The organism is Xenorhabdus vietnamensis (genome assembly GCF_002127535.1).
Classification (GTDB): Bacteria; Pseudomonadota; Gammaproteobacteria; order Enterobacterales; family Enterobacteriaceae; genus Xenorhabdus; species Xenorhabdus vietnamensis.
The window spans coordinates 19,596-42,820 of the sequence record NZ_MUBJ01000004.1 but is presented as its reverse complement, the minus strand read 5'-3'; the positions used below and the strand labels follow the sequence as shown (position 1 = coordinate 42,820).

The window sequence follows — 23,225 nt, the reverse complement described above, 5'->3', positions numbered from 1 at the left end:
ATGAGTAACAAAGAACTAAGCCTGCTTGAATTAAGACAAGCGGTACTCCAGAAAAAAATTAATGAACGCATCAAAAATAGTCAGGCCGGGGAAAAAAGGCAAATTGCACCGAGAAGCGCAGACCAGCAGACTCTCCCCCTGTCTTGGGCACAGCAACGATTGTGGTTCTTGGCGCAGTTAGATCCGGCAGCACAAACGGCATACCACATTCCGGGGGGGTTGCGCCTGCAAGGCTATCTGAATCTGGATGCCCTGCAAATAGCACTGGACAGAATTGTCGCTCGTCATGAAATTCTGCGTACAACCATCCAGATGGTAGAAGGCCAGGCCCAGCAAATCATCGGCGAGCCAGATAGCGGCTTCTCTCTGGCAATAGAAGATCTCAGTCACTTACCTGCGGAAGAGCAACAGATCGTTATTGAAGAAACAGCGCAGCGTGAAACCAGTCAACCATTTAATTTTGCACAAGGCCCCCTGATCAGGGGCCGTCTGCTGCGGGTGGCAAAAAATGAACATATCCTGCTGTTAACTCAGCATCATATTATTTCTGATGGCTGGTCTCTCAATATTCTGATGCATGAACTTTCCTCGCTTTATCATGCATTCAGCCAAGGTCAGGATGACCCTCTGCCTGCCCTGACACTCCAGTATGCTGACTATGCGCTGTGGCAAAGACAATGGTTACAGGGAGAAGTGCTGGAAAAACAAGTAAATTTCTGGCGTGATGCATTACAGAGTGCTCCCGTACTTTTGGAACTGCCAACTGACAGGCCACGCCCAGAGAAACAAAGTTACACAGGAGGACGCGTTGATATCGCCCTGCCATTGGAGTTGAGTGCAGGATTAAGACACCTCAGCCAACGCCACGGGACAACATTGTTTATGACCCTGATGGCAGGATGGGCCACCCTGCTTTCACGCCTCAGCGGGCAGAAGGACTTGGTGATAGGCACACCGGTAGCCAATCGGCAATACCGCGAATTAGAGTCGCTGATTGGATTTTTTGTCAACACACTGGCTCTACGGGTACAGTTGGACGACAATCCAACGGTCAGTACTTTGCTGGCTAGGATTAAAGCTCATGCACTGAAAGCTTACGCACATCAGGATCTACCATTCGAACAGTTGGTTGAAGCGCTGAAACCACCGCGCAGTCTCAGCCATAGCCCGATTTTTCAGGTCATGATGTCAGTAGATAATACGCCGGGACAGCAAAGTATAGAGTTGCCGGATGCGACTATCAGTGAAATCAATCTGACCGAAGACAGCTCTCATTTCGATTTGTCCCTCTCCATGAATGATACTGAAAATGGCTTAGTGGGGGATTTGGAATATTCCAGTGATTTATTTGACCATGCCAGCGTTGAACGTATCGCCAGTTACCTGCAAACCCTTCTGGCTGCAATGGTTGAGGATGATTCTCTGCGAGTGGAAGATTTACCACTGCTGCAACCACAACAACGTCATCAATTGTTGGTGGATTTCAACGATACGGCACTGGCCTATCCGCAAGAGATGCTGATTCATCAGCTATTCGAGCAACAAGCAGAACAGACACCTGATGCCACCGCGTTAGTGTTTGGCGATAGCCAGCTGAGTTATGCGGAACTGAACCGCCATGCCAATCAGTTGGCTCATCACCTGATCGCTTCCGGCGTATGCCCCGATGACCGCATCGCAATCTGTGCTGAGCGCAGCCCGGATATGATCATTGGCATGTACGGTATCCTGAAAGCGGGTGCCGGCTATATTCCCCTTGATCCGGAATATCCCGCCGAACGGCTGGCCTATCAGCTATCAGACAGCAAGCCGGTGTTATTGCTGACTCAACACCATTTACAAGCACGCTTGCCAATACAGGACACGCCGGTCTGGCTGCTGGATGATCAAAATAACCGGGATAGCGTGGCAAAACAGCCAGAGCATAATCCGGATGCCAGCCAATTGGGTCTTGAACCGCATCATCTGGCCTATATTATCTATACTTCCGGCTCTACCGGAATGCCTAAAGGCGTGATGCTGGAACACCGCAATGTGGTGAACTTTATCCATGCCCAGCACCAGACCAGCGAGCCTGAATTGGGTGATCGCATCCTGCAATTTGCAACCGTGGCATTTGACACCTCAGTGTCTGATATTTTCCCGACCCTTGCATCTGGCGCCACGCTAGTTCTGCGTCCGCCGCATGTCAGAATTCCGGATATGACATTTGTCACCTTCTTGCGCGAGCAGAAGATCACCATCATGGATATGCCGACCGCCTTCTGGCATCACTGGGTACAGGAGATGATGGCCGGCCGCAGTGGTTTCAGCCCTTACCTGCACACCATTATTGTGGGTGGTGAGAAAGCAGAATACCGGCATTTAATGAATTGGCTGTCCAGTCCGGAAACCCAATCCTGCCGCTGGATTAACTCCTATGGCCCGACGGAAGCCACCGTGATTGCCACGACACTGGAACTGGACAACAAAAATCCCTTGCATTTCGAAGGCATCATCCCGATTGGTTACCCGCTGCCCAATACCCGAATTTATATTCTGGATACTCACGGTCAGCCCGTTCCTGTCGGGGTCAGTGGCGAGATCCATATTGGTGGCGCAGGTGTTGCCCGGGGTTATCTGGAACGATCTGATTTGACGGCAGAGAAATTTGTTGTTGATCCATTCAGCGAACACGCAGGCGCCCGTATGTACAAAACCGGCGATCTGGGGCGCTGGCTGCCCAATGGCATGATTGAATATCTGGGACGCAACGATTTTCAGGTCAAGATACGCGGTTTCCGCATTGAGCTGGGAGAAATTGAGACGCAATTGGCTGCCTGCGAAGGCGTCAGCGACGTCGTGGTGATTGCCCGTGAAGAAGGCCTGGGTGACAAGCGGCTGGTCGCTTATCTGATTCCACAGACGGGGGTTACACTCAGCCCTGCTGAATTACGTAAGCAACTGAGCAGCCGATTGATGGATCATATGCTGCCCAGTGCGTTTGTTATTTTGGATGCTTTCCCGATGTCCGCCAACGGCAAGCTGGATCGCAAAGCGCTGCCGGCGCCTGATCATTCTGCTATCGTCAGCCGCGAGTACGAAGCACCACAAGGAGAAACCGAGCAAATACTGGCAGAAATCTGGCAATCTCTGCTGAATTTGGAACAAATCGGACGTCAGGACAATTTCTTTGAACTGGGCGGGCATTCATTGTTGGTGGTCAATCTGATTGAGCAACTCCGCCCACACGGTCTGTCCCTTGATGTCAGCGCGGTATTTTCTGCACCGACACTGGCCGCAATGAGCGCACTCATTCATCATAATAGTGACCAGGCTACCACCATACAGGAAGTACCACCTAATCTGATCAAAGAAGACAGTTCTGTCATTACGCCAGACATGCTGCCACTGGTGGAATTGACCCAAAACCAGATTGACCAAATCGTTTCCCATGTCACGGGCGGTGTTTCCAACGTTCAGGATATTTATCCATTAGGGCCATTGCAGGAAGGTATTTTATTCCACCATTTGCTGGAAACTGAAGGTGACCTCTATCTGGACAACCATTTGATGATTTTCGACAGCCGGACACGGTTGGATAGTTTCTTACAGGCACTCCAGCAAGTTATCGACCGACACGATATCCTGCGCAGTGCTGTTTATTGGAAAGAACTTCTCAAACCCGTGCAGGTTGTCTCCCGTCATGCTCCACTGCCTATTACCGAACTGACTTTATCGGCAGAATCGACAGACGAATCCACAACAGAAACTCCGGAAGCACAGTTGCGTCGCCTTACCGATCCCCGTTCAATACGGATGGATATTACCAAAGCACCATTATTGTCAGCTCAGATTGCTAAAGAACCATCCTGCGATAAGTGGCTGCTTTCCTTGCAGTATCATCATTTAGTTTGTGATCACATATCACTGGATATGATATTCGGTGAAATACAAGCCCTGCTTTTGGGAGAAAGCGAGAATCTACCAACGCCATTGCCTTACCGGAACTTTATCGCGCAGATCCGCAATGTGCCGCTGGAAGTTCACCAAAATTATTTCCGTGCATTATTGGGAGATGTGGAAGAGCCTACCTTACCGTTTGGATTACTTGATGTACAAGGTAGCAACCTCAATGAGATAGTGGAAAACGTCTTCACTTTGGACAGCAAACTCGCCCACAATCTCCGTAATTGCGCCCGTCAACTGGGTATGAGTTCTGCCGCACTTTTCCATGTTGCATGGGCACAAGTACTGGCGCGATGCAGTGGACGAGACGATGTCGTATTTGGCACAGTTTTGTTGGGACGACTGCAAGGTGGAGTTGGCGCATCCGAAGTGCTCGGTATGTTTATCAATACCTTACCTATCCGCGTTAAATTACAGGCACGTACCGTTAAACAGGCAGTACAGGAAACTTATCAGCAGTTAAGTGCATTGCTGGAACATGAACAGGCACCTCTGGCCGTCGCCCAACGTTGCAGTGGTATTCAGGCACCATTACCGCTGTTTAACAGCCTGCTGAACTTCCGCCATAGCCCACGTGATGATGAACAAACGGCCTCAACCGCCTGGGAAGGTGTTGACGAACTAGAGAGCGAAGAACGCAGTAACTATCCATTGTCGCTGGATGTGGATGATTTTGACGATGGATTCTCGCTTACCGCACAATGCAGCCAGCAAATTAATCCGGCCCGTATCAATGCCTACATGAATACAGTTCTGGAAGGTCTTGTCGCCGCACTGCGGCAGGCACCAGAACGGGCCATTGAGTCAATCGACATTTTGTCACTGACTGAACGTACCCAATTGCTGGAAACATTTAACAATACCGCCGTCGATTATCCGCAAGATGCCTTAATTCACCAATTATTTGAACAGCAAGTGGAACGAACGCCTGATGCCATTGCGCTGATCTTTGGTGAAAACCAATTGAGTTATGCCGAACTGAACCAGCAGGCCAACCAACTGGCCCATCAGCTAATTGCGTCCGGCGTGCGTCCCGATGATCGCGTGGCAATTTGTGTCGACCGCAGTCTGGACATGATCATTGGCATGTACGGTATTCTTAAAGCGGGTGCTGGTTACGTTCCGCTCGATCCGGAATATCCCGTCGAACGCCTGACCTACCAGCTATCGGACAGCAAACCTGCTTTATTGCTCACCCAGCAACATTTGCAAGGACTCTTGCCAACACACGACTTACCCATCTGGTTGATGGATGATGAAACCCATCAGAATAACGTGGCAAAACAGCCAGTCCATAATCCGGATACTCACCAATTGGGACTTGAACCGCATCATCTGGCCTATATCATCTATACTTCCGGCTCTACTGGAATGCCTAAAGGCGTGATGCTGGAACACCGCAATGTGGCGAGCTTTATCCATGCCCAGCACCAGATAAGCGAACCTAAATTAGGCGAGCACATCCTGCAATTTGCAACCGTTGCGTTTGATACTTCAGTGTCTGATATTTTCCCGACACTGGCTTCGGGAGCGACTTTAGTCCTGCGCCCTGCACATATCCGTGTACCAAATGCAGAGTTTATCGACTTTCTAAACCTGCATAAGATCACCATCATAGATGTGCCGACTGCTTTCTGGCATCAATGGATACAGGAAATGAAAGCCGATCGCATGGGTTTTAGCCCTTACCTGAATACGGTCATTGTTGGCGGTGAGAAAGCAGAATCTCGTCATTTAGTAAGTTGGCAATCTCTGCCAGAAACACAGCGCTGCCGTTGGATCAACTCTTATGGCCCGACTGAAACCACCGTTACGGCCACGAATCTGATTTTAAGTGATAATACCTACCCCATCACCGACACCATTCCGATTGGTCATCCACACGCCAATACTCAAATCTATATTCTGGATAAATCAGGGCAACTTGCCCCCATTGGCGTCAGCGGAGAAATTCATATTGGAGGTAACGGTGTTGCCCGCGGTTATTTGAATCGTCCGGATCTGACGGCAGAGCGTTTTGTACCTGACCCATTCAGCAAAAAAGCCGATGCCCGCTTGTATAAAAGCGGCGATCTGGGACGCTGGCTGCCTGATGGTAATATCGAATATCTGGGACGCAATGATTTTCAGGTCAAAATACGCGGCTTCCGCATTGAGTTGGGCGAAATCGAAGCGCAACTGGCTGCTTGTGAAGGCGTTAAAGATGTTGTAGTCATTGCCCGTGAGGAAAAAACCGGTGACAAACGTTTAATCGCTTATGTGATCCCACAAACCGGCATCACTCTGAAACCGGCAGATTTACGCGAACAACTCAGTTCCAGCCTGATGGAATACATGCTACCCAGTGCGTTTGTTATGCTGGATGCCTTCCCGCTGTCTGCCAACGGTAAGTTAGATCGCAAGGCACTGCCTGCGCCAGATCGCTCAGCCACCGTCAGCCGTGGGTACGAAGCACCGCAAGGAGAAACAGAACAGAAACTGGCAGCAGTCTGGCAATCTATTTTGGAATTAGAACAGGTCGGACGCCATGATAATTTCTTTGAACTGGGCGGCCATTCATTGCTGGTTGTCAGCCTGATTGAACAGTTGCGTCAGCAAGGGCTATCGATTGATGTCAGCGCGGTCTTCTCTGCGCCAACACTGGCTGCCATGAGCGCCCGCTTGAATCAGGATAGTGATCAAGATGCTGATCCACTGGCTATTCCACCTAACCTGATCCACGAAGACAGTCAGAACATTACCCCGGATATGCTGCCTCTGGTGGAATTAACTCAGACACAAATTGACCAAATTGTTGCCCGTGTACCGGGCGGCGTCGCCAATATTCAGGATATTTATCCACTTGGGCCATTGCAGGAAGGTATTCTTTACCACCATTTACTGGAAGAAAAAGGCGATACCTATCTCGAAAACATTCTGATGAACTTTGACAGCCGCACGCGATTGGATAGTTTCTTGCAGGCGCTCCAACAGGTCATTAATCGCCATGATATTCAGCGCAGCGCTTTCCACTGGCAAGAACTGCCTGCACCCGTGCAAGTTGTCCATCGCCATGCACCACTGCCGATTATTGAAGTCACATTATCAGCCGGAGAAAGTGCCGAAACGCAGTTACAGCGCCTGACTGATCCTGATTCAATACGGTTGGATATTACCAAAGCGCCACTGTTGGCAGCTCACATTGCCAAAGATCCTGAATCTGGTCTGTGGTGGCTGGGCCTGCTGCATCACCATCTGGTTTGTGACCATCTGTCGCTGGAAATCATTTTCAGCGAAGTGCAAACATTGATCTTGGGTGAAGAAGATAGCCTGCCGGCTCCCCTGCCTTACCGCAATTTTATTGCCCAAATTCGTAAAGTTCCGATTGAAGTACATAAAGCCTATTTCCAGCAGTTACTGGGCGATGTGGAAGAGCCGACCCTGCCGTTCGCATTGCTTGATGTACAGGGGAATAACCGCGATGAATACGATGAACACGATAAAATAGTGGAAAATATTTTCACGCTGGATGACGAACTGGCACAGCAGATCCGTGATTGCGCCCGCCAGCAAGGCATCAGTTCAGCGGTTCTGTTCCATGTGGCTTGGGCACAAGTATTGGCACAATGCTGTGGTCGTGATGATGTGGTGTTTGGTACGGTTCTGCTGGGCCGGTTACAGGGTGGCATGGGTGCTTCTCAAGTGCTTGGTATGTTTATCAATACCCTGCCAGTCCGTATTCAATTACAAGGGCGCACAGTTGAGCAGGCGATACAGGAAACTTATCAACGCCTGAGCGAGTTGCTGGATCATGAACAGACACCGCTGGCGATTGCTCAGCGTTGCAGTAGCGTTCAGGCATCATTGCCACTGTTTAACAGCTTGCTTAATTTCCGTCATAGCCCACGTGATGAAGAGCAATCAGATTCACCAGCCTGGGAAGGTATTCAGGAATTGGAAAGTGAGGAGCGTAGTAATTATCCGTTATCACTGGACGTAGATGATTTTGATGACGGATTCGAACTCACGGCGCAATGCAGCCAGAAAGTTGATCCTGTACGCATCAATGCTTATGTCAATGCTGCCCTGAAAGGTATTGTGGCTGCACTGCAACATGCCCCTGAACAACCAATCCAATCAATCGACATCCTGCCACTGGCAGAACGTCGCCAATTATTGGAGGATTTTAACGAGACTGAGATGGATTATCAGCAGGATATGTTGATCCATCAACTGTTCGAACAACAGGCAGAACGTACACCGGATGCCACTGCACTGGTGTTTGATGATACGCAACTGAGTTATGCGGAACTGAACCGCCATGCCAACCAATTGGCACACCAACTGATTGCTGCGGGTGTGCGTCCGGATGATCGCATCGCTATCTGTGCTGACCGCAGTCTGGACATGATCATTGGCATGTACGGTATTCTCAAAGCGGGTGCAGGTTATGTTCCACTCGATCCAGAATATCCTGTCGATCGTCTGGCCTATCAGTTATCGGACAGCAAACCCGTGTTACTGTTGACCCAGCAACATTTACAGGCACGCTTACCGATACAGGGTGTGAATGTCTGGTTGTTGGATGAGGAAATTCATCGTGATAGCGTGGCAAAACAGCCAGTACACAACCCTGATGCCAGCCAAACAGGACTCCAGCCACATCATCTGGCTTATATCATCTATACTTCTGGCTCAACCGGACAACCGAAAGGCGTCATGCTGGAACACCGCAATGTGGTGAACTTTATTCATGCCCAGCGCAAGACCAGCGAGCCTCAACCGGGTGATCGCATCCTGCAATTTGCAACCGTGGCATTTGATACCTCAGTATCGGATATATTCCCGACCCTTGCCTCCGGTGCAACGTTGGTTCTGCGTCCTGCTCATATCCGCGTGCCGGATGAAGAATTTGTCGATCTATTGAATGAGCAGAAAATCACCATCATGGATATGCCGACGGCTTTCTGGCATCAATGGGTACAAGAGATGATGATGGAACGCAGTGGTTTCGGCCAATATCTGCACACAGTTATCGTCGGCGGTGAAAAAGCTGAGTTACGCCATTTGTTGAGCTGGCAATCTATGCCGGAAACACAGTCTTGCCGTTGGATTAACTCCTATGGCCCGACGGAAACGACGGTTATCGTCACAACATTAACGCTGGATAAAGCATCAACACCGGATAACAAGCAGTCCTGGGATATCACCGATAATATTCCGATTGGCCGCCCATTACCCAATACCCGCATTTATATTCTGGATACACTCGGACAACCGGTTCCTCTTGGTGTGGGTGGAGAAATTCATATTGGTGGAGCCGGCGTTGCCCGTGGTTATTTAAACCGTCCCGATTTGACGGCAGAAAAATTTGTTTCTGATCCATTCAGCAGGCAACCAGATGCGCGCATGTACAAAACAGGTGATCTGGGACGCTGGTTGCCAAATGGCATGATTGAGTATCTGGGACGTAATGATTTTCAGGTTAAGATCCGTGGATTCCGCGTTGAATTGGGTGAAATCGAAGCGCAATTGGCGACCTGCGAAAATGTCAGTGATGCGGTCGTTATCGCCCGGGAAGGAGAGAGTGGTGACAAGCGTCTGGTGGCCTATGTTATCCCGCAATCAGACGTCACTCTCACCCCTTCCCAACTGCGTGAGTACCTGAGCACACGCCTGATGGAAAACATGCTCCCCAGTGCGTTTGTGATATTGGATGCCTTCCCGCTGTCCGCCAACGGTAAACTGGATCGTAAAGCTTTGCCTGCACCGGATGAATCCGCCATCATTACGCAAGGATATGAGGCTCCGATAGGAGAAATGGAGAATACTGTGGCCAAAGTATGGCAAGAGTGCCTCAGTATAGGACGGGTCGGACGCCATGATCATTTCTTCGAGTTGGGTGGTCACTCACTGTTAACCTTACAAATTGTTGCACGCTTGCGCCAAGTCTTGGATATCGATGTTGCAATGCGGGATTTTCTTGCATATCCAACCATTAGTGAATTCGTCGCGTTTATTCAGTCAGATAACACCCTTACCCAACAGACGAATTTAGTGACTATTCGCAAAGATAATCGCAAAGACAATCGTAAAAAGGATCACAAAGGTAATCATAAAGACAGCGCCAAACCTGCACTGTTCTTGGTTCATCCTGTCGGGGGAAACATTGATTATGCTTACGATCTTGCCCCTCATATTAATGACAAAGAAATACCAATTTATGGACTTGTCGCCAATATTGTACCAGAGGAAGAAGATACCCCAATCAACTTGAAAGACAGAGCTAAAGGATATGTTGAATGCATCCGTCAGGCACAGATTCAGGGGCCTTACTGCTTCGCTGGTTGGTCTGTTGGGGGGTCTATCGCCTATGAAATGGCCTGCCAAATGATTGCGGAAGGTGAAGCCGTGCGTTTTGTTGGGCTTCTTGACTCCCATGCCAGCTACGAAGATACCTTCACACAGGCGGATAAAGAGGCTGGATTTGTTTTTGATGAAACAATCCTTTTCGTGGAAAACATACCAGAAAACCTCCCTGATAACCTGCAAAAGGCAATCGATGAACTGGTGCTTAAACGTGATTTCAAGGCATTATTAATATTGGCGCAAGAGAACAATTTGCTGCCAAATGGTATTACTCCTGAAAATGTCAGACAGCACCTGCTCCTGTATCACAATATCTCGGTTGCGGCTAATTATCATGTCCCATCGGTATGCCCTGCCAACGTTAACATCACCCTATTCAGGGCAACAGAACAAGAAACTGACACTGCAAATAGTGTCAGTCTCGGCTGGCATAAGGTCATTCCACAAGCACAGTTAACCATTATTGATATCAAGGGTACTCATCTCTCCATTATGCAACAACCTGATATTCAATTTGTTGGTAAAGCATTGCTTAATGAAATAACAAGCAAAAAAGACGCTTAAGATATTTAAGAGCACCCGTTTATACGGGTGCTCTTATTAGTCAAATCCGCCAGATATCAAATCTTGAAGTCTAAAAATTGTGACCCTTCTGCCCCTCTGGCACGATAACCCGTAATATAGTCTGATGGAACCGGGGTTGCGAATGTTGCTTCAGATGTTCTCTTCGGCATCATTGCAATAAATTGTGAAGAAGCCACATTATCCCCTGTCAGCAGTAATTTGGGGGCACTTACTGGCATAATCCTCCCCACCGTTGCTGTTCCCATCACCCCCGGCGTAATCGGCATTTCTTTCATTCCCGGAATTTCTACTTTATAAAGGTAGTTACGTGTTCCCGCATATCCACCTGATTCAAGATCTGTACCAAATGAAACAAAATCAGGGTTTGGTGATCTCACATGATTTTGAGATAGTGTCCCGCCATCTTGGCTGAAATTTGTTTTGAATCTATCTTTGATTGTGTCTGCTGAATCTGCGCTTCTTGGATAAAAACCGCCTGCTTGGCGGATTTGGTCAGGGCTTCTGTCATCTGCCCGATAGAAAGTCATTGCATCTTCGGCTTTCCAGGCTTTGGCTGCTGCGGGGGCTCCGCGTCCCGATAACCCTTCCTGCTGGATCCGATATAACCGACCCCGTGCTTCCTGAATGGCATTTTTCGTATTCTTGGCGAACTTACCGGCACTTTTTGCCAGATCAGTGGTTAATCCGACGAAACCGGTCGCCATCGATACCCAGCCTAATGCAGAAGAGGCTTCCGGGCTGGCATCCTCTAATGCACCACTGACAATTGCCGTGACATCGGAAACTGCCGCTACTGAGCCGGTGACAAGAGAGGTTGTACTCGCCGCCGCGACAGCCGCCATCACGCCACCGGCAGCCGCAATGGCAGCACCGGCAGTGAATATCGTCGCCAATAAGCCAATAACACCCATCGCGATCCCGGCAATTGCCTGACTGCTGATATGACCTGTTGGATCAAGGCGATTAATGGGGTCATTCAGACAATAGGCATATGGGTTAATCCCTCCCGCACCGAATGGGCTGAAACTATCCGGGCTGTTAAAGCGCCTTAAAACCGGATTATAAGTACGGTAACCATTACCTAAGTGATACATGCCACTGACAGGGTCAGCACGTTGACCATTAAATCCGACAGGTAACGATGCGCTGCTTCCTTCACCATAAGGTGTCCAGCCGTGCAGTTCTCCACCTTGTCCTGTTGGTTGGGACCATAACAGGCTGTTGTGTTGATCACCATTCAACAGTGTTAACTCATCATTCGCGGCAACGCCAAGACACTGTTGATCCAGCTTAACCAGACGAGATGTTTCATTTTGCTCAACCTGCACTTCGTTAACTAATTCAGTGCCGCGATAATACAGTTCATGCAGATTATTCTGATTAATATTTTGTGTCACCATGCGGTTGAACGCATCGTAACCATATTCACAGCCAGTATCATCCTGCTGAACACGAGTCAGCCGCCCTAAAGCATCATAAGTCAGTGTGCGTCCGGCCTCATCTTTGAGCATACGGCCATTAGCGTCATAAGATAAGGCAATTTCAGACGGATAGCCTGGGTGGGAATGTGTGACTCTCGTTAGCTGGGTTGGGTCATCAGTATTTTCATACCAATAACTTGCGATATCTTTTGAATCATCAGGCTGTGTTGTGACAACTTGCGACACATTATTCAAAGCATCGTAGCTATACGTTTGTTCAGCAATCGGCATACCGTAACTATCAGAGAGGTACTGCCCGCTGGCCTGATAGCGGGTCATTCGGCCACAAATATCATACTCCCAGTTTTCTGTACGAACAGCGTTTCCGTCCTGAGAGGTTTCTCTTGTCGCCAATTGACCATTTTCACGCCATGATTGTGAGAGTTTGATACTACTTCCCTGATTATTCAGTATCTCCCTGCTGATTTCTCGCCCAAAGTCATCGTAACCCAATATGGTCTGTAAACTCTCTTGTGTTTGTGTATTTTGAGTGAGTTGGGACACTTGTTGCCCTAAAGGATCATAACCCAGCGCACAGTTCAAGCTATCATCGTGTATTTGAGTGATCTGGCCGACTGAGTTTCGAGTGTAATAAGTGGTTTTTTGTGAAATATCGGTAAAGTTTATAAGCTGCCCCATCAGAGTCCATTGATAAGCGGTTTCTTTTAACGTCTCTGTCTGATTATAAAATTGTTCCGCAGAAAGTTTTCCGGCACCATTCCAATGGTTAACAGTGCGTTGCCCCCCTGATACATCTGCGGATACGCAAAGCCCGGTGATGCGATCATAAGTAAACTGTTGTGTTATACCATTAGCCGTAAACTGATTAACGACGTTATTCAGTTCGGGAATATAAGTGTATTCTAATTGCTCACCGGCTGGTGTGATGACTTGCGCAGGCTTTGTTGCCCCGCCTTCATAATGATATTGATATAATCGTCCTCCACTGACACGCTCAGTCAGTCGGCCAAGGCTATCAAATTGCTGTGTACCCAAATCCCAGGTTTTAATTTCACTCTGCGCATTTTTGCCTTTCACTGAAATAGCACTAATATAATTTCCGGTTAAATACGGTGCATAAGTGATGTTCACTTCGGTGTTATCAGGTTGAATCTGTTTTATGACGCGATGGTAGTCATCATAAATACGCGTTACAACTGCTCCGACTTCATTGATTTCCTGATATAAACGCCCTAAGCCATCATAAACAAAGTGCCGTTGCCCGTCTTCTGTACCTGAAACTGTGGTGCGTGAGAGGGTTAAAGGCCTATGGTTAACATCATAAGTAATTGTTACATGGCCACTTTCACTATTTTCCGAATTTGATTGCCCTGTTTTATAAACGATACTTTGCATATCAACCGGATGATTGATCTGATGATTGGTTGTGCCATCGCTATACTGCGTGACAGCGAGGCTACTCCAGCCATCATATTGGTTTTCTGCTGTCACAGAATGGCTGTTTTTTGGCTGCGCATCATCAGGCCAGTCGTAGCCGGTGCCCGTGTTGATTTCACCCAATGAGTTAAATTGGTAATTTTTGATCTCAAACCACTTCCCTTCGTTCACTTCCATTTTTTGTTGCTGAATCAGGTTCCCTAAACCATCAAAATGGTGACGGATGGCATTTCCCTTCGCATCAATTTCCGTTGTTAACAGCGATTGATTTGAGAATTCATATTGCCAGCGTGTTTTATTTTCATAGGATGAATCAGGGTTATAAGTACGGGAGATAATCCGCCCTAATACATCGTATTCATAATGGGTTTCAACTTGCTGCACATTTTTTTCATTGAGTAAAAGTCCTTTTTTCGCACAATAGTTGCGTGAAAATGAAGTTTGGATATTGTCATAGCCTGTCAATGTGCTGGTTTGAGCTAATACATCTTCACTGACCTGAGAATCAATATGTTGGGACGATTGATAGCTATCACTCGATTCAGAATAAATAATATTATTTGTTCCGGTTATTCTGCCGAATTCCTGACTATTGAGCTGAGACTGATATTCAGTCGTGTTCTGATGAAGACGTTTATTATCGCTATAAAATGCTTCCGAAATCTGAACAATAAAAGAGGAATCACCTATTGTCGCATAGGTATAGCGGGTTTCCTGTATAGGTGGAGTGGGTATACCGGGTATTTGCATAGAAACAGTGGCAGAACTTTTCATAAACCGGACAAAGTTATTGGGTTCTGGCGGGCATCCTTCTTCACCTTCGGCTTTATACCAGCTGACTTCTGTTCTTGTACCATCAGGCGTAATTTTCAGCGTAAGGTTGCCATATTCATCAAATTCAGTTGTGGTAATTTCTGTTCGCTGATTCTGATCAGCATCGATATAAATGATCGAGCTCTGTTTAGGCAGAAGAAACTGTTTAGGTTGATCATCAAAGAAAACCCCCTTTTCAGCGTAATAATCAGTCGTATTTTCTGTTACACACGCCTGACGTTCATGGCGTTCATTGATTAATAAGTGATAGTTGTTATAGGAACGCTGAATTGAAATAGCCGGTTTTCCTTGTTCATCGAGAAAATATTCTGTTGAACCATAAATATAATCTGTCAATGTTGTATAGGTATAATCACTATCTGCACTCCAATGACCAAAATCACCGGCATAACCTAAATAATTCGTTGTGGTATATTCATAATTTTTAATATTAGCGGGCTGACCACCTCCCGGTAGCTGCGTAAATTCAATCACATAAGGTAAAGGCGCCAAGCCGGAATTATCCGGGAATTGCATTCCTTCCGTCGAGTTGTAAACCACTTTTTCTTCTTTACCCGTCGGATATTTTACTGAAGTAATGGCATTGATACTTCCTCCGGGGCCAACATATTCGTAACCGAATTGCCATGAAAGAGGAGAATCATTATCGTGAAGTAATACTTCAGTAAGTTGTTCACTTCCCAGTAAAACAAATTCTAGCTGATAACTATCAGGTGTTTCAGGCCATAAGGTTAAAATGACAGAATTATCATAATTGAAAGAGCATAACGTTCTAAGTTCATCTTTTACGGTGAATAACTGAATAAATTGCCCGGTGTATGACCAGTTAAGTGTAATTTTCCGCCCGATGGGGGATTGGATCAGATCCGCGGCATAAAAATTGCCCCCGATTAAGGACAGATGCTCATAAGTCCCATTTTTATATTGAATATCATAACCTGCACTTTCATTTTCACCATTGGTAAACGAGAATTGGAAGTTATCAATTTTTTTATCACGGGCATCAGTTGTACCGGGGACGATTTTATAGTTTTCCCCTGTACTTAGCTGTAATTGATTCGTGCTGCTATTAAAAATCGTTTGCCCTAACGTAAAACCAATTCCTAATCCCTGATTCATATTCTCCAGAGGAGAATAATTTAACGATAATTTTAATTCAGGCCCTAATAAATTATTTGCCGTCACTTTCATTAGAGGAAGGCTTAAATTATATAACCCTGTACGAGGATCAACGCCACCTTCTGAGGCACTGAGGAAGTTAAAAGCTTGAGTGTTAAAACTATTATTCATGTTTCATACCTTAACTTTTAATTTTAATAAATCATGCTCTTTATACAAAGAGCATGATGTTTCAATTACGATTCAAATGAGAGATGATTTATATCATTTAACTAATTGTTTATGCCGCCAGACAGAATCAATTCTTTTTCTCCATTTCTCTGTAAAAGGCATATAGACACTCTTACCCGGTGGTAAATGATGAAGAAGCATGTTATCTTCAGTATAGATACCCGCATGTTTTAATATTGAATCAGGAATATCAAATATCAGCATATCATCAATTTTAATATCATCAATATTGACTTGAATAAATCCTTCGTTTGGCGATTTATCAGCAAAAATATTGGGATTGCTATAATAATCATTTCGCAAATAGTCAGATAAGATAATTCCTTTGGAATGATAATAATCGCGAATTAAAGAATAACAATCGTATTTTCCCAAAATATAAGGACGGCCTTCAAAAGAAAAATGCGTTTCTGGATCAATATTTACACAGCGACCACTTGGCCATAATACGACAATAGAACAAAGACCCAGCTGATTACTCTGTTCCTGATACATTGATAAATCGTCAGCATTGTCATCACAATGAGTAAAAATCATATGACTGACAACTCCCATGCTGCTCCCTATATTTAGGGCATTTTCAGGAAGCAAAGAAGATTCTTTCTGGTTTAGTGCTTTATTTTCAAAAAATTCATAATGAATATTTAATGTATCAACTTCACTTTCAGTATGTAAATTGATAATCAAGCCACAAGTCATTAAAGGAAGATTTTTTTCAATTTCTTCACATACCATTTGTGGTAAGTGATTTTGAATACAGATATCGTCTTTCATTCTTAGGTTTCCTTTGCATGTTCTTTGTTTTATATTTTTATTAACCCATACCTTGTATTTTTAGGTTATCCCCATCTTGGGCAATAATAGGCTTTGATTTATTACCATATTGATCGTAGATAGTGACTGACGTAGTGCCTTTCGAGGAATATCCGGTAGGAACGGTACAGGTAGCATGGATCGCGGAAAAACAAATACCTTTTTGTCTATTTATATTTCCAGAAACACCAAATGTATATTTACCAAAAACAATACTGACTGATTTTTTCATCTCGCCTTTTCCATACTCGGCAGAAAAATCAAACCCCTGACAAACCCACCAGCCGCTATAATCACTCGTGAAACGATATCCAGAGCTGTTATTAGATTCTATTTTGACGATACGATAGCCTTCTTTCTGGATATCTAAGTAAAAATTTCGCCACACTACATTATAAAGAATTGCACCTTGATCACTTGAATTACTTAAAGATTGGTCGTCTAGATTAAATGAAAAATCACCTGTCTGATAACTATAAGGTGTTAAAGCAGAAACGGTAACATTAGCAGGTTTAACAAATTTCGAACCTGTACCATTTGGTCCATTTGGTGTATTGGTGCCAGTTTTCGTTGTATTGAATGTACCAATAGTAGGAATATTAATCCCTGCGGCAAATACTTTTCCATCACTGGGACTTTTAGAATAAATATATAACTTAAGATAATTATAACCGACAGAGCCGTCATCAGAAGGTGTAAAGAAACTACTGGCATTAGAATAATTCACTGCGGTTGTATAATCATTTTCATTATAAGAGTAATTCCAGGTGCTGCTGCTTCCATTATTGCTAATCCCATCACCAGTCGTATAGTCGCATAAAAAAATGCTGTTTTTCAAATCATCCTGTGTCATCGTCACGGGTTTATCATTTTCATCGATTATTTTAACACCAACAATAATCTCTACCTGATTTAATCCATTACCGTAAATTTTCGCATTATTAGATGTACTTCCAGTAAAAGCGATTGTTAAATCATCAAGTCTTTTGAAATTGTCATAATAAGACATGGTAACTCCCTTAGTGCTATTAATCTTAACGGAGTAATGAATGGATTCATTCATCTTGCAACGAGTAGTATTTGATTTTTTATTTTATTTTAAAATTTATTTTTTATTGTTTATCATTAAAAATAAAAAATCATAAAAGTAACTTATTGAATTATATAAATGAATTGAAAGAAATTAATTTTTATGCAATTGCAATATAATTTAAATCAATTTCCGTTGTGTCTTTGCATATGATTTCATTTGAAATCATATCTAATGCATTTTATTAAGCAAAGTTACCATTGTTAATTTATTTTATCTGTCACATTATTTTAATAGATAGACTCATAAAATAAAAATAATTAAAAATAAGGGAGATATATTTTAAATATATCTCTCCCTCTTTAAATCATTGTTTAATTCTCTATAAAGAGAGTCATATAAACGATAAAATATACTAGGACAGTTCCGTTTGCTTGTTACGCGATAACCAAAGGGACAGTGCTTTCAAAGAATCCGGAGTAAATTCATCACAACGGGCTGTAATTTCTTCTGGTGTTAACCAGTAAACCGCTGTTACTTCTTCTTCCTGTAATGCAAATGGGCCATGAGTCACACAACTGAACAGGCCACCCCATATACGACAAGTTTGCTCTTCATAATAAAAAATGCCATGTTCGGCAAAAGGAATACCTGCAACCCCCAGCTCCTCCTCAGCTTCTCGACGAGCGGCATCCAGCAGAGTTTCCCCTGTCATAACGACCCCACCTGCCGTTGCATCCAATTTTCCCGGATAAAAATCTTTTGTTTCTGTACGATGCTGAACCAGAATTTTTCCCATACCATCATGCACTACAATATAAGTAGCGCGATGCCTCAAGTTCTGCGCTCTCATCTGTTGGCGAGTCGATTGCGCAATCACTCGATTGTCTTCATTAACGATGTCAATCCATTCAATATTTGCTGATTTTTCTTGCACCATCCTAAAAACCTTTTATTAATGAGTTGTATGCCAGTTTTTACTGTAATGCCCCGGTTAAGGAGGCTAAAACAGATAAGAATTACCATAATTGACTAAAATAAATCCACCAACGCTATCACAAGAAATTTATAACATTTTACAGACAAACGATGGTAATGTAATACCGCTATATTTTTCAGTGAGTTATTATTAACGGAGTTTATATGATAGACCTATATTATGCCCCTACTCCAAATGGCTATAAAATTACCCTCTTTCTCGAAGAAACCGGTATTCCTTACACTCTTCATCCCATCAATATCAGCACTGGAGAGCAGTTCAAACCTGAATTTCTTGCCATTGCACCCAATAACAAGATCCCGGCTATTGTCGATCATCAACCCGCCGACGGCGGAGAACCTGTCTCCATCTTCGAATCAGGGGCCATTTTATTTTATCTGGCAAACAAAACAGATCGGCTATTAAGCAAAGACTTACGTGAACGTACCGAACAATTGCAATGGCTATTTTGGCAAGTTGCTGGCTTCGGCCCAATGCTCGGTCAAAATCACCACTTCAATCGCTATGCCCCAGAAGTTGTACCTTACGCCATTCAACGCTATGTGGAAGAATCAAAACGTTTATATAAGGTGCTAAATACCCAACTGGAAAAAACGGCCTACCTTGGAGGAAATGAATACAGCATCGCAGATATTGCTACTTACCCATGGGCGAAATGCCATGAACACCAAAAAGTCGATTTGCAGGATTATCCTGCGGTTGCAAAATGGTTGGATAAGATCAGTCAACGCCCTGCGACCCAAACAGCCTATAAAGATGCCTGAATCAGATACATGTAAAAAATTCAGTTAATGGCGATATATTTCACCACAAAACTTGACATTGTTAACAGATAACAGCATGTTTCGCTACCATTTAAGCCATTCCTTGTTATAGTCAATATGCAATTGTCTATTATTATCTCAGGGGGTGGCTATGCGTATTTTAATTACGGGAGGAACAGGGTTGATTGGTTGTCGCTTGACCCGCCAATTACTTTCGCTCCCCCACTCCATCACCATTTTGAGTCGCTCACCACAAAAGGTCTATTCTCTGTTTTCTGATCGCGTTGAATGTTGGACAACGCTAAATGAGCTGCGCGATCTAAACGGTTTTGATGCCGTGATCAATCTTGCCGGCGAACCTATTGTCAATAAACGATGGACACCGAAGCAAAAAGAAATACTTTGCCAAAGCCGCTGGCTACTCACAGAACAGCTGAGCAAACTAATCAAAACCAGTGAATCTCCACCATCTGTATTTATTTCTGGTTCAGCCGCCGGCTATTACGGTGATCAGGGACAATCGGTGGTTACCGAAAATGATCCTCCTCACAATGAATTTGCCCATCAGCTTTGTGAACGTTGGGAGCAACTTGCTTTACAAGCCAAAAGCGACAAAACCCGTGTATGCTTGTTACGTACAGGTATCGTGCTGGCTCCGGAAGGTGGGGCACTGCAAAAAATGCTGCCGCTGTTTCGGTTAGGTTTAGGTGGGGCAATCGGTAGTGGCAAGCAATACATGCCCTGGATACACATTGATGACATGGTTAATGGTATCTATTACCTACTGGCATCACCTGAGTTATATGGTCCTTTTAATATGACATCCCCTTATCCTGTTCATAATGAGCATTTCAGTTCCACACTCGCAAGTGTTTTACATCGCCCTGCCTTTATGCGCATTCCTGAATTTGTATTGAAAGCAATGATGGGGGAAGCCGCAGAATTAGTTTTAGGTGGCCAACAAGCCATTCCAGAGAAACTGGAAAAAGCCGGATTTGGCTTCCGTTATTTTCAATTAGAAGAAGCCTTGCAAGATGTGATAAAAGCAAAAAACAATCCTTGCTAATTTGATATATCTGCCGATTTGATGAGGTGCTGCTGTGTTCTGTTTACAGCAGCATTTCTTCTTATTATTAAGAGAACAGTTTATTTAGATAAAAACGCATTCAGATAAAAACAATGCCGGGATATTAAAATTAAACTGGAATCTTATAATCTTGGAAGATCAATAAGGGATAGAGTGACCCTGAAAATAATTATAAAGTTCGTGTTGAAGAGCAAGTCAATAATTTCATTTTCTTGGAAAATGAAATTACCTTCACGACAGAAGATGAGCTAAGGTATTGGCAATGCCGTAACATAAAAATGTTATGTTGCGGCACTCATGTTTCCAATACTAAAGAAATCGGAAAGATCAAAATTTCAAGGAAAAACAAAGGAAGAGGGATTAATCGAATAGAAATCATTCTAATAGATTAAACGTTATTCCTATCTAAGATTGTAACTAAGATTACTGAGGTTAAGTGCTATACCCAATGGGTCTAGCACCCTGCCAGCGGCTGAACAGATCTTCTGGCAAATCAATATTGAACTGATCCAACACACGATTAACCGTTTGGTCAATGATATCCTGAATATGTTCAGGGCGATGATAAAAGGCGGGAACAGGCGGCATTATCACCGCCCCGATTTCTGCGGCCTGCGTCATTAATCTCAGGTGCCCCAAGTGTAAGGGGGTTTCTCTCACCCCCAGCACTAACTTGCGATTTTCTTTCAGAACAACATCTGCGGCACGGGTGATTAAACCGTCAGTGTAACTATGCACAATCCCTGATAGGGTTTTTATTGAACAAGGTAAAATCACCATCCCCAATGTTTTAAAGGAACCAGAGGAAATGGATGCAGCAATATCACGATTATCATGCACAACATCAGCCAACGCCTGTACATCTCGCAGGGAATAGTCTGTCTCCAATGCCAGTGTCTGCCGAGCTGATTGGCTGATCACTAAATGCGTTTCAATGCCTTTTACTGGCTGCAAAACTTGCAGTAACCTGACACCATAAATCGCACCACTTGCCCCGGTCAGCCCGACAATCAATTTCTTCATGTTTTCCTCTGAGATTCTGACTATAACTAAATGATAATAAGAATATTATCCTTCATTATATATTTCCAGATTCTCTATTTCGCCCTGTCCACGTACTTTCATGGCATCGTCTTTACGCAAGTTTTCCAGATAGTCGAGGTAAATCTGGTCAATGTCTTTCGTGACATAAATACCATCGAATACGGAGCATTCAAATTTTTCAATATCAGGGTTTTCTTCCCGTACAGCCTGAACAAGATCTTGGAGGTTTTGATATATCAGAGCATCAGCACCAATGATCTGGCGAATTTCATCCACTTCCCGCCCGTGGGCAATCAATTCATTGGCATTCGGCATATCAATGCCATAAACATTCGGGAAACGAACTTCCGGTGCTGCCGAAGCAAAATAGACTTTCTTGGCTCCAGCTTCACGCGCTAATTCAACAATTTGTTCAGACGTGGTTCCACGCACAATGGAATCATCCACCAGCAAAACATTTTTACCCCGGAATTCAGCACGATTGGCATTCAGTTTGCGACGAACCGATTTACGTCGTTCCTGTTGACCCGGCATAATAAAAGTACGCCCGACATAACGATTTTTGACAAAGCCCTGGCGATAGGGTTTATCCAGAATGTGGGCGATTTCCAGGGCGATGTCACAAGACGTTTCCGGTACGGGAATAACAACATCAATATGCAAGTCTTCCCATTCACGGGCAATTTTTTCACCCAGTTTCCTTCCCATCCGTAATCGTGCGTTATATACCGAAATTTTGTCAATAAAGGAATCCGGACGAGCGAAATAAACAAATTCGAACAGACAAGGGGTTAATGATGGATTTTCTGCACATTGGCGAGTAAACAATTGCCCGTTTTCAGTGATATAAATCGCCTCACCAGAAGCCACATCACGCAGGAACTCATAACCCAATGTGTCCAGTGCCACACTTTCTGATGCCACCATGTATTCATTACGACCATCTTCCAAGGTTTTTTTGCCCAGCACCAGAGGACGAATACCATGCGGGTCACGAAAAGCGACTAATCCATGCCCAATGATCATGGCAACACAAGCATAAGCACCACAAATTTTTTTGTGCATTTTTGCGACTGCTGAAAAAATATCATCAGGCTCTAATGGAAAATATGGAAACTGGGTTAACTCATTAGCAAAAACATTCAGTAGGATTTCAGAATCTGAAGTGGTATTGACATGACGGCGGGCATTTTCAAACAGCATTTTTTTTAATTCATGTGCGTTTGTAAGATTGCCGTTATGCGCCAACGTGATACCAAAAGGAGAATTCACATAAAAAGGTTGCGCTTCAGATGCACTGGAACTGCCCGCCGTAGGGTAACGAACATGTCCAATTCCGATGGTTCCCTGTAAACGTAACATGTGCCGCGTTTCAAACACATCTTTGACCAACCCATTAGCCTTACGTAAACGAAACCCATTGTTACCATCAATAGTTGCAATGCCTGCTGCATCTTGTCCACGGTGCTGAAGCACCGTTAATGCATCATAAATCGACTGGTTAACCGGTGTAAAACCGACGATACCGACAATACCGCACATG

General features: G+C 44.6%; 10 protein-coding genes. 4 read left to right on the top strand and 6 right to left on the bottom strand.

Translation table 11 applies throughout. The features are described 5' to 3' along the window. Complete coding sequence (locus Xvie_RS26180; protein ID WP_086108341.1) at positions 1–10,860, top strand: non-ribosomal peptide synthetase; 10,860 nt, start codon at positions 1–3, stop codon at positions 10,858–10,860. Positions 10,861–10,916: 56 nt separating this feature from the next. Here Xvie_RS26180 and Xvie_RS26175 read toward each other — a convergent pair whose 3' ends face one another. The 4 genes from Xvie_RS26175 to yfcD form a co-directional block, all read right to left on the bottom strand. Beyond that, positions 10,917–15,884 (bottom strand): RHS repeat domain-containing protein, encoded by a 4,968-nt coding sequence (locus tag Xvie_RS26175; protein WP_086108340.1) that lies wholly within the window; start codon positions 15,882–15,884, stop codon positions 10,917–10,919. 93 nt (positions 15,885–15,977) lie between these two features. After that, the gene (locus Xvie_RS26170) at positions 15,978–16,718 is read right to left on the bottom strand and encodes an NlpC/P60 family protein (RefSeq protein WP_086108339.1); all 741 of its coding nucleotides are present in this window, start codon (positions 16,716–16,718) and stop codon (positions 15,978–15,980) included. 40 nt (positions 16,719–16,758) lie between these two features. Next, positions 16,759–17,766, bottom strand: coding sequence for a hypothetical protein (locus Xvie_RS26165; protein WP_086108338.1), 1,008 nt, complete (start codon positions 17,764–17,766; stop codon positions 16,759–16,761). Between the two features lie 436 nt (positions 17,767–18,202). Beyond that, positions 18,203–18,727 carry an NUDIX hydrolase YfcD gene (gene yfcD / locus Xvie_RS26160; RefSeq protein ID WP_086108337.1) on the bottom strand — a complete coding sequence of 175 codons (525 nt, stop codon included), beginning with the start codon at positions 18,725–18,727 and terminating at the stop codon, positions 18,203–18,205. A 203-nt stretch (positions 18,728–18,930) separates the two neighbouring features. On the opposite strand from yfcD, the gene Xvie_RS26155 reads away from it, so the two are divergent. The 3 genes from Xvie_RS26155 to Xvie_RS26145 all read left to right on the top strand — a co-directional run bounded on the left by Xvie_RS26155 (position 18,931) and on the right by Xvie_RS26145 (position 21,030). Continuing rightward, a complete protein-coding gene (locus tag Xvie_RS26155) occupies positions 18,931–19,551 on the top strand; it encodes a glutathione binding-like protein (RefSeq protein WP_086108336.1) in 621 nt (206 codons plus the stop codon). 151 nt (positions 19,552–19,702) lie between these two features. Next, positions 19,703–20,617: a TIGR01777 family oxidoreductase gene (locus tag Xvie_RS26150; protein WP_086108335.1), complete on the top strand. Its 915-nt coding sequence runs from the start codon at positions 19,703–19,705 to the stop codon at positions 20,615–20,617. Between the two features lie 299 nt (positions 20,618–20,916). Next, complete coding sequence (locus Xvie_RS26145; protein WP_086108334.1) at positions 20,917–21,030, top strand: hypothetical protein; 114 nt, start codon at positions 20,917–20,919, stop codon at positions 21,028–21,030. A gap of 40 nt (positions 21,031–21,070) precedes the next feature. Here Xvie_RS26145 and Xvie_RS26140 read toward each other — a convergent pair whose 3' ends face one another. Both Xvie_RS26140 and purF read right to left on the bottom strand, forming a co-directional pair. Then, positions 21,071–21,661 (bottom strand): UbiX family flavin prenyltransferase, encoded by a 591-nt coding sequence (locus tag Xvie_RS26140; RefSeq protein WP_086108333.1) that lies wholly within the window; start codon positions 21,659–21,661, stop codon positions 21,071–21,073. Positions 21,662–21,706: 45 nt separating this feature from the next. Continuing rightward, positions 21,707–23,224, bottom strand: coding sequence for an amidophosphoribosyltransferase (gene purF, locus Xvie_RS26135; protein ID WP_086108332.1), 1,518 nt, complete (start codon positions 23,222–23,224; stop codon positions 21,707–21,709). Position 23,225 lies beyond the last annotated feature (1 nt).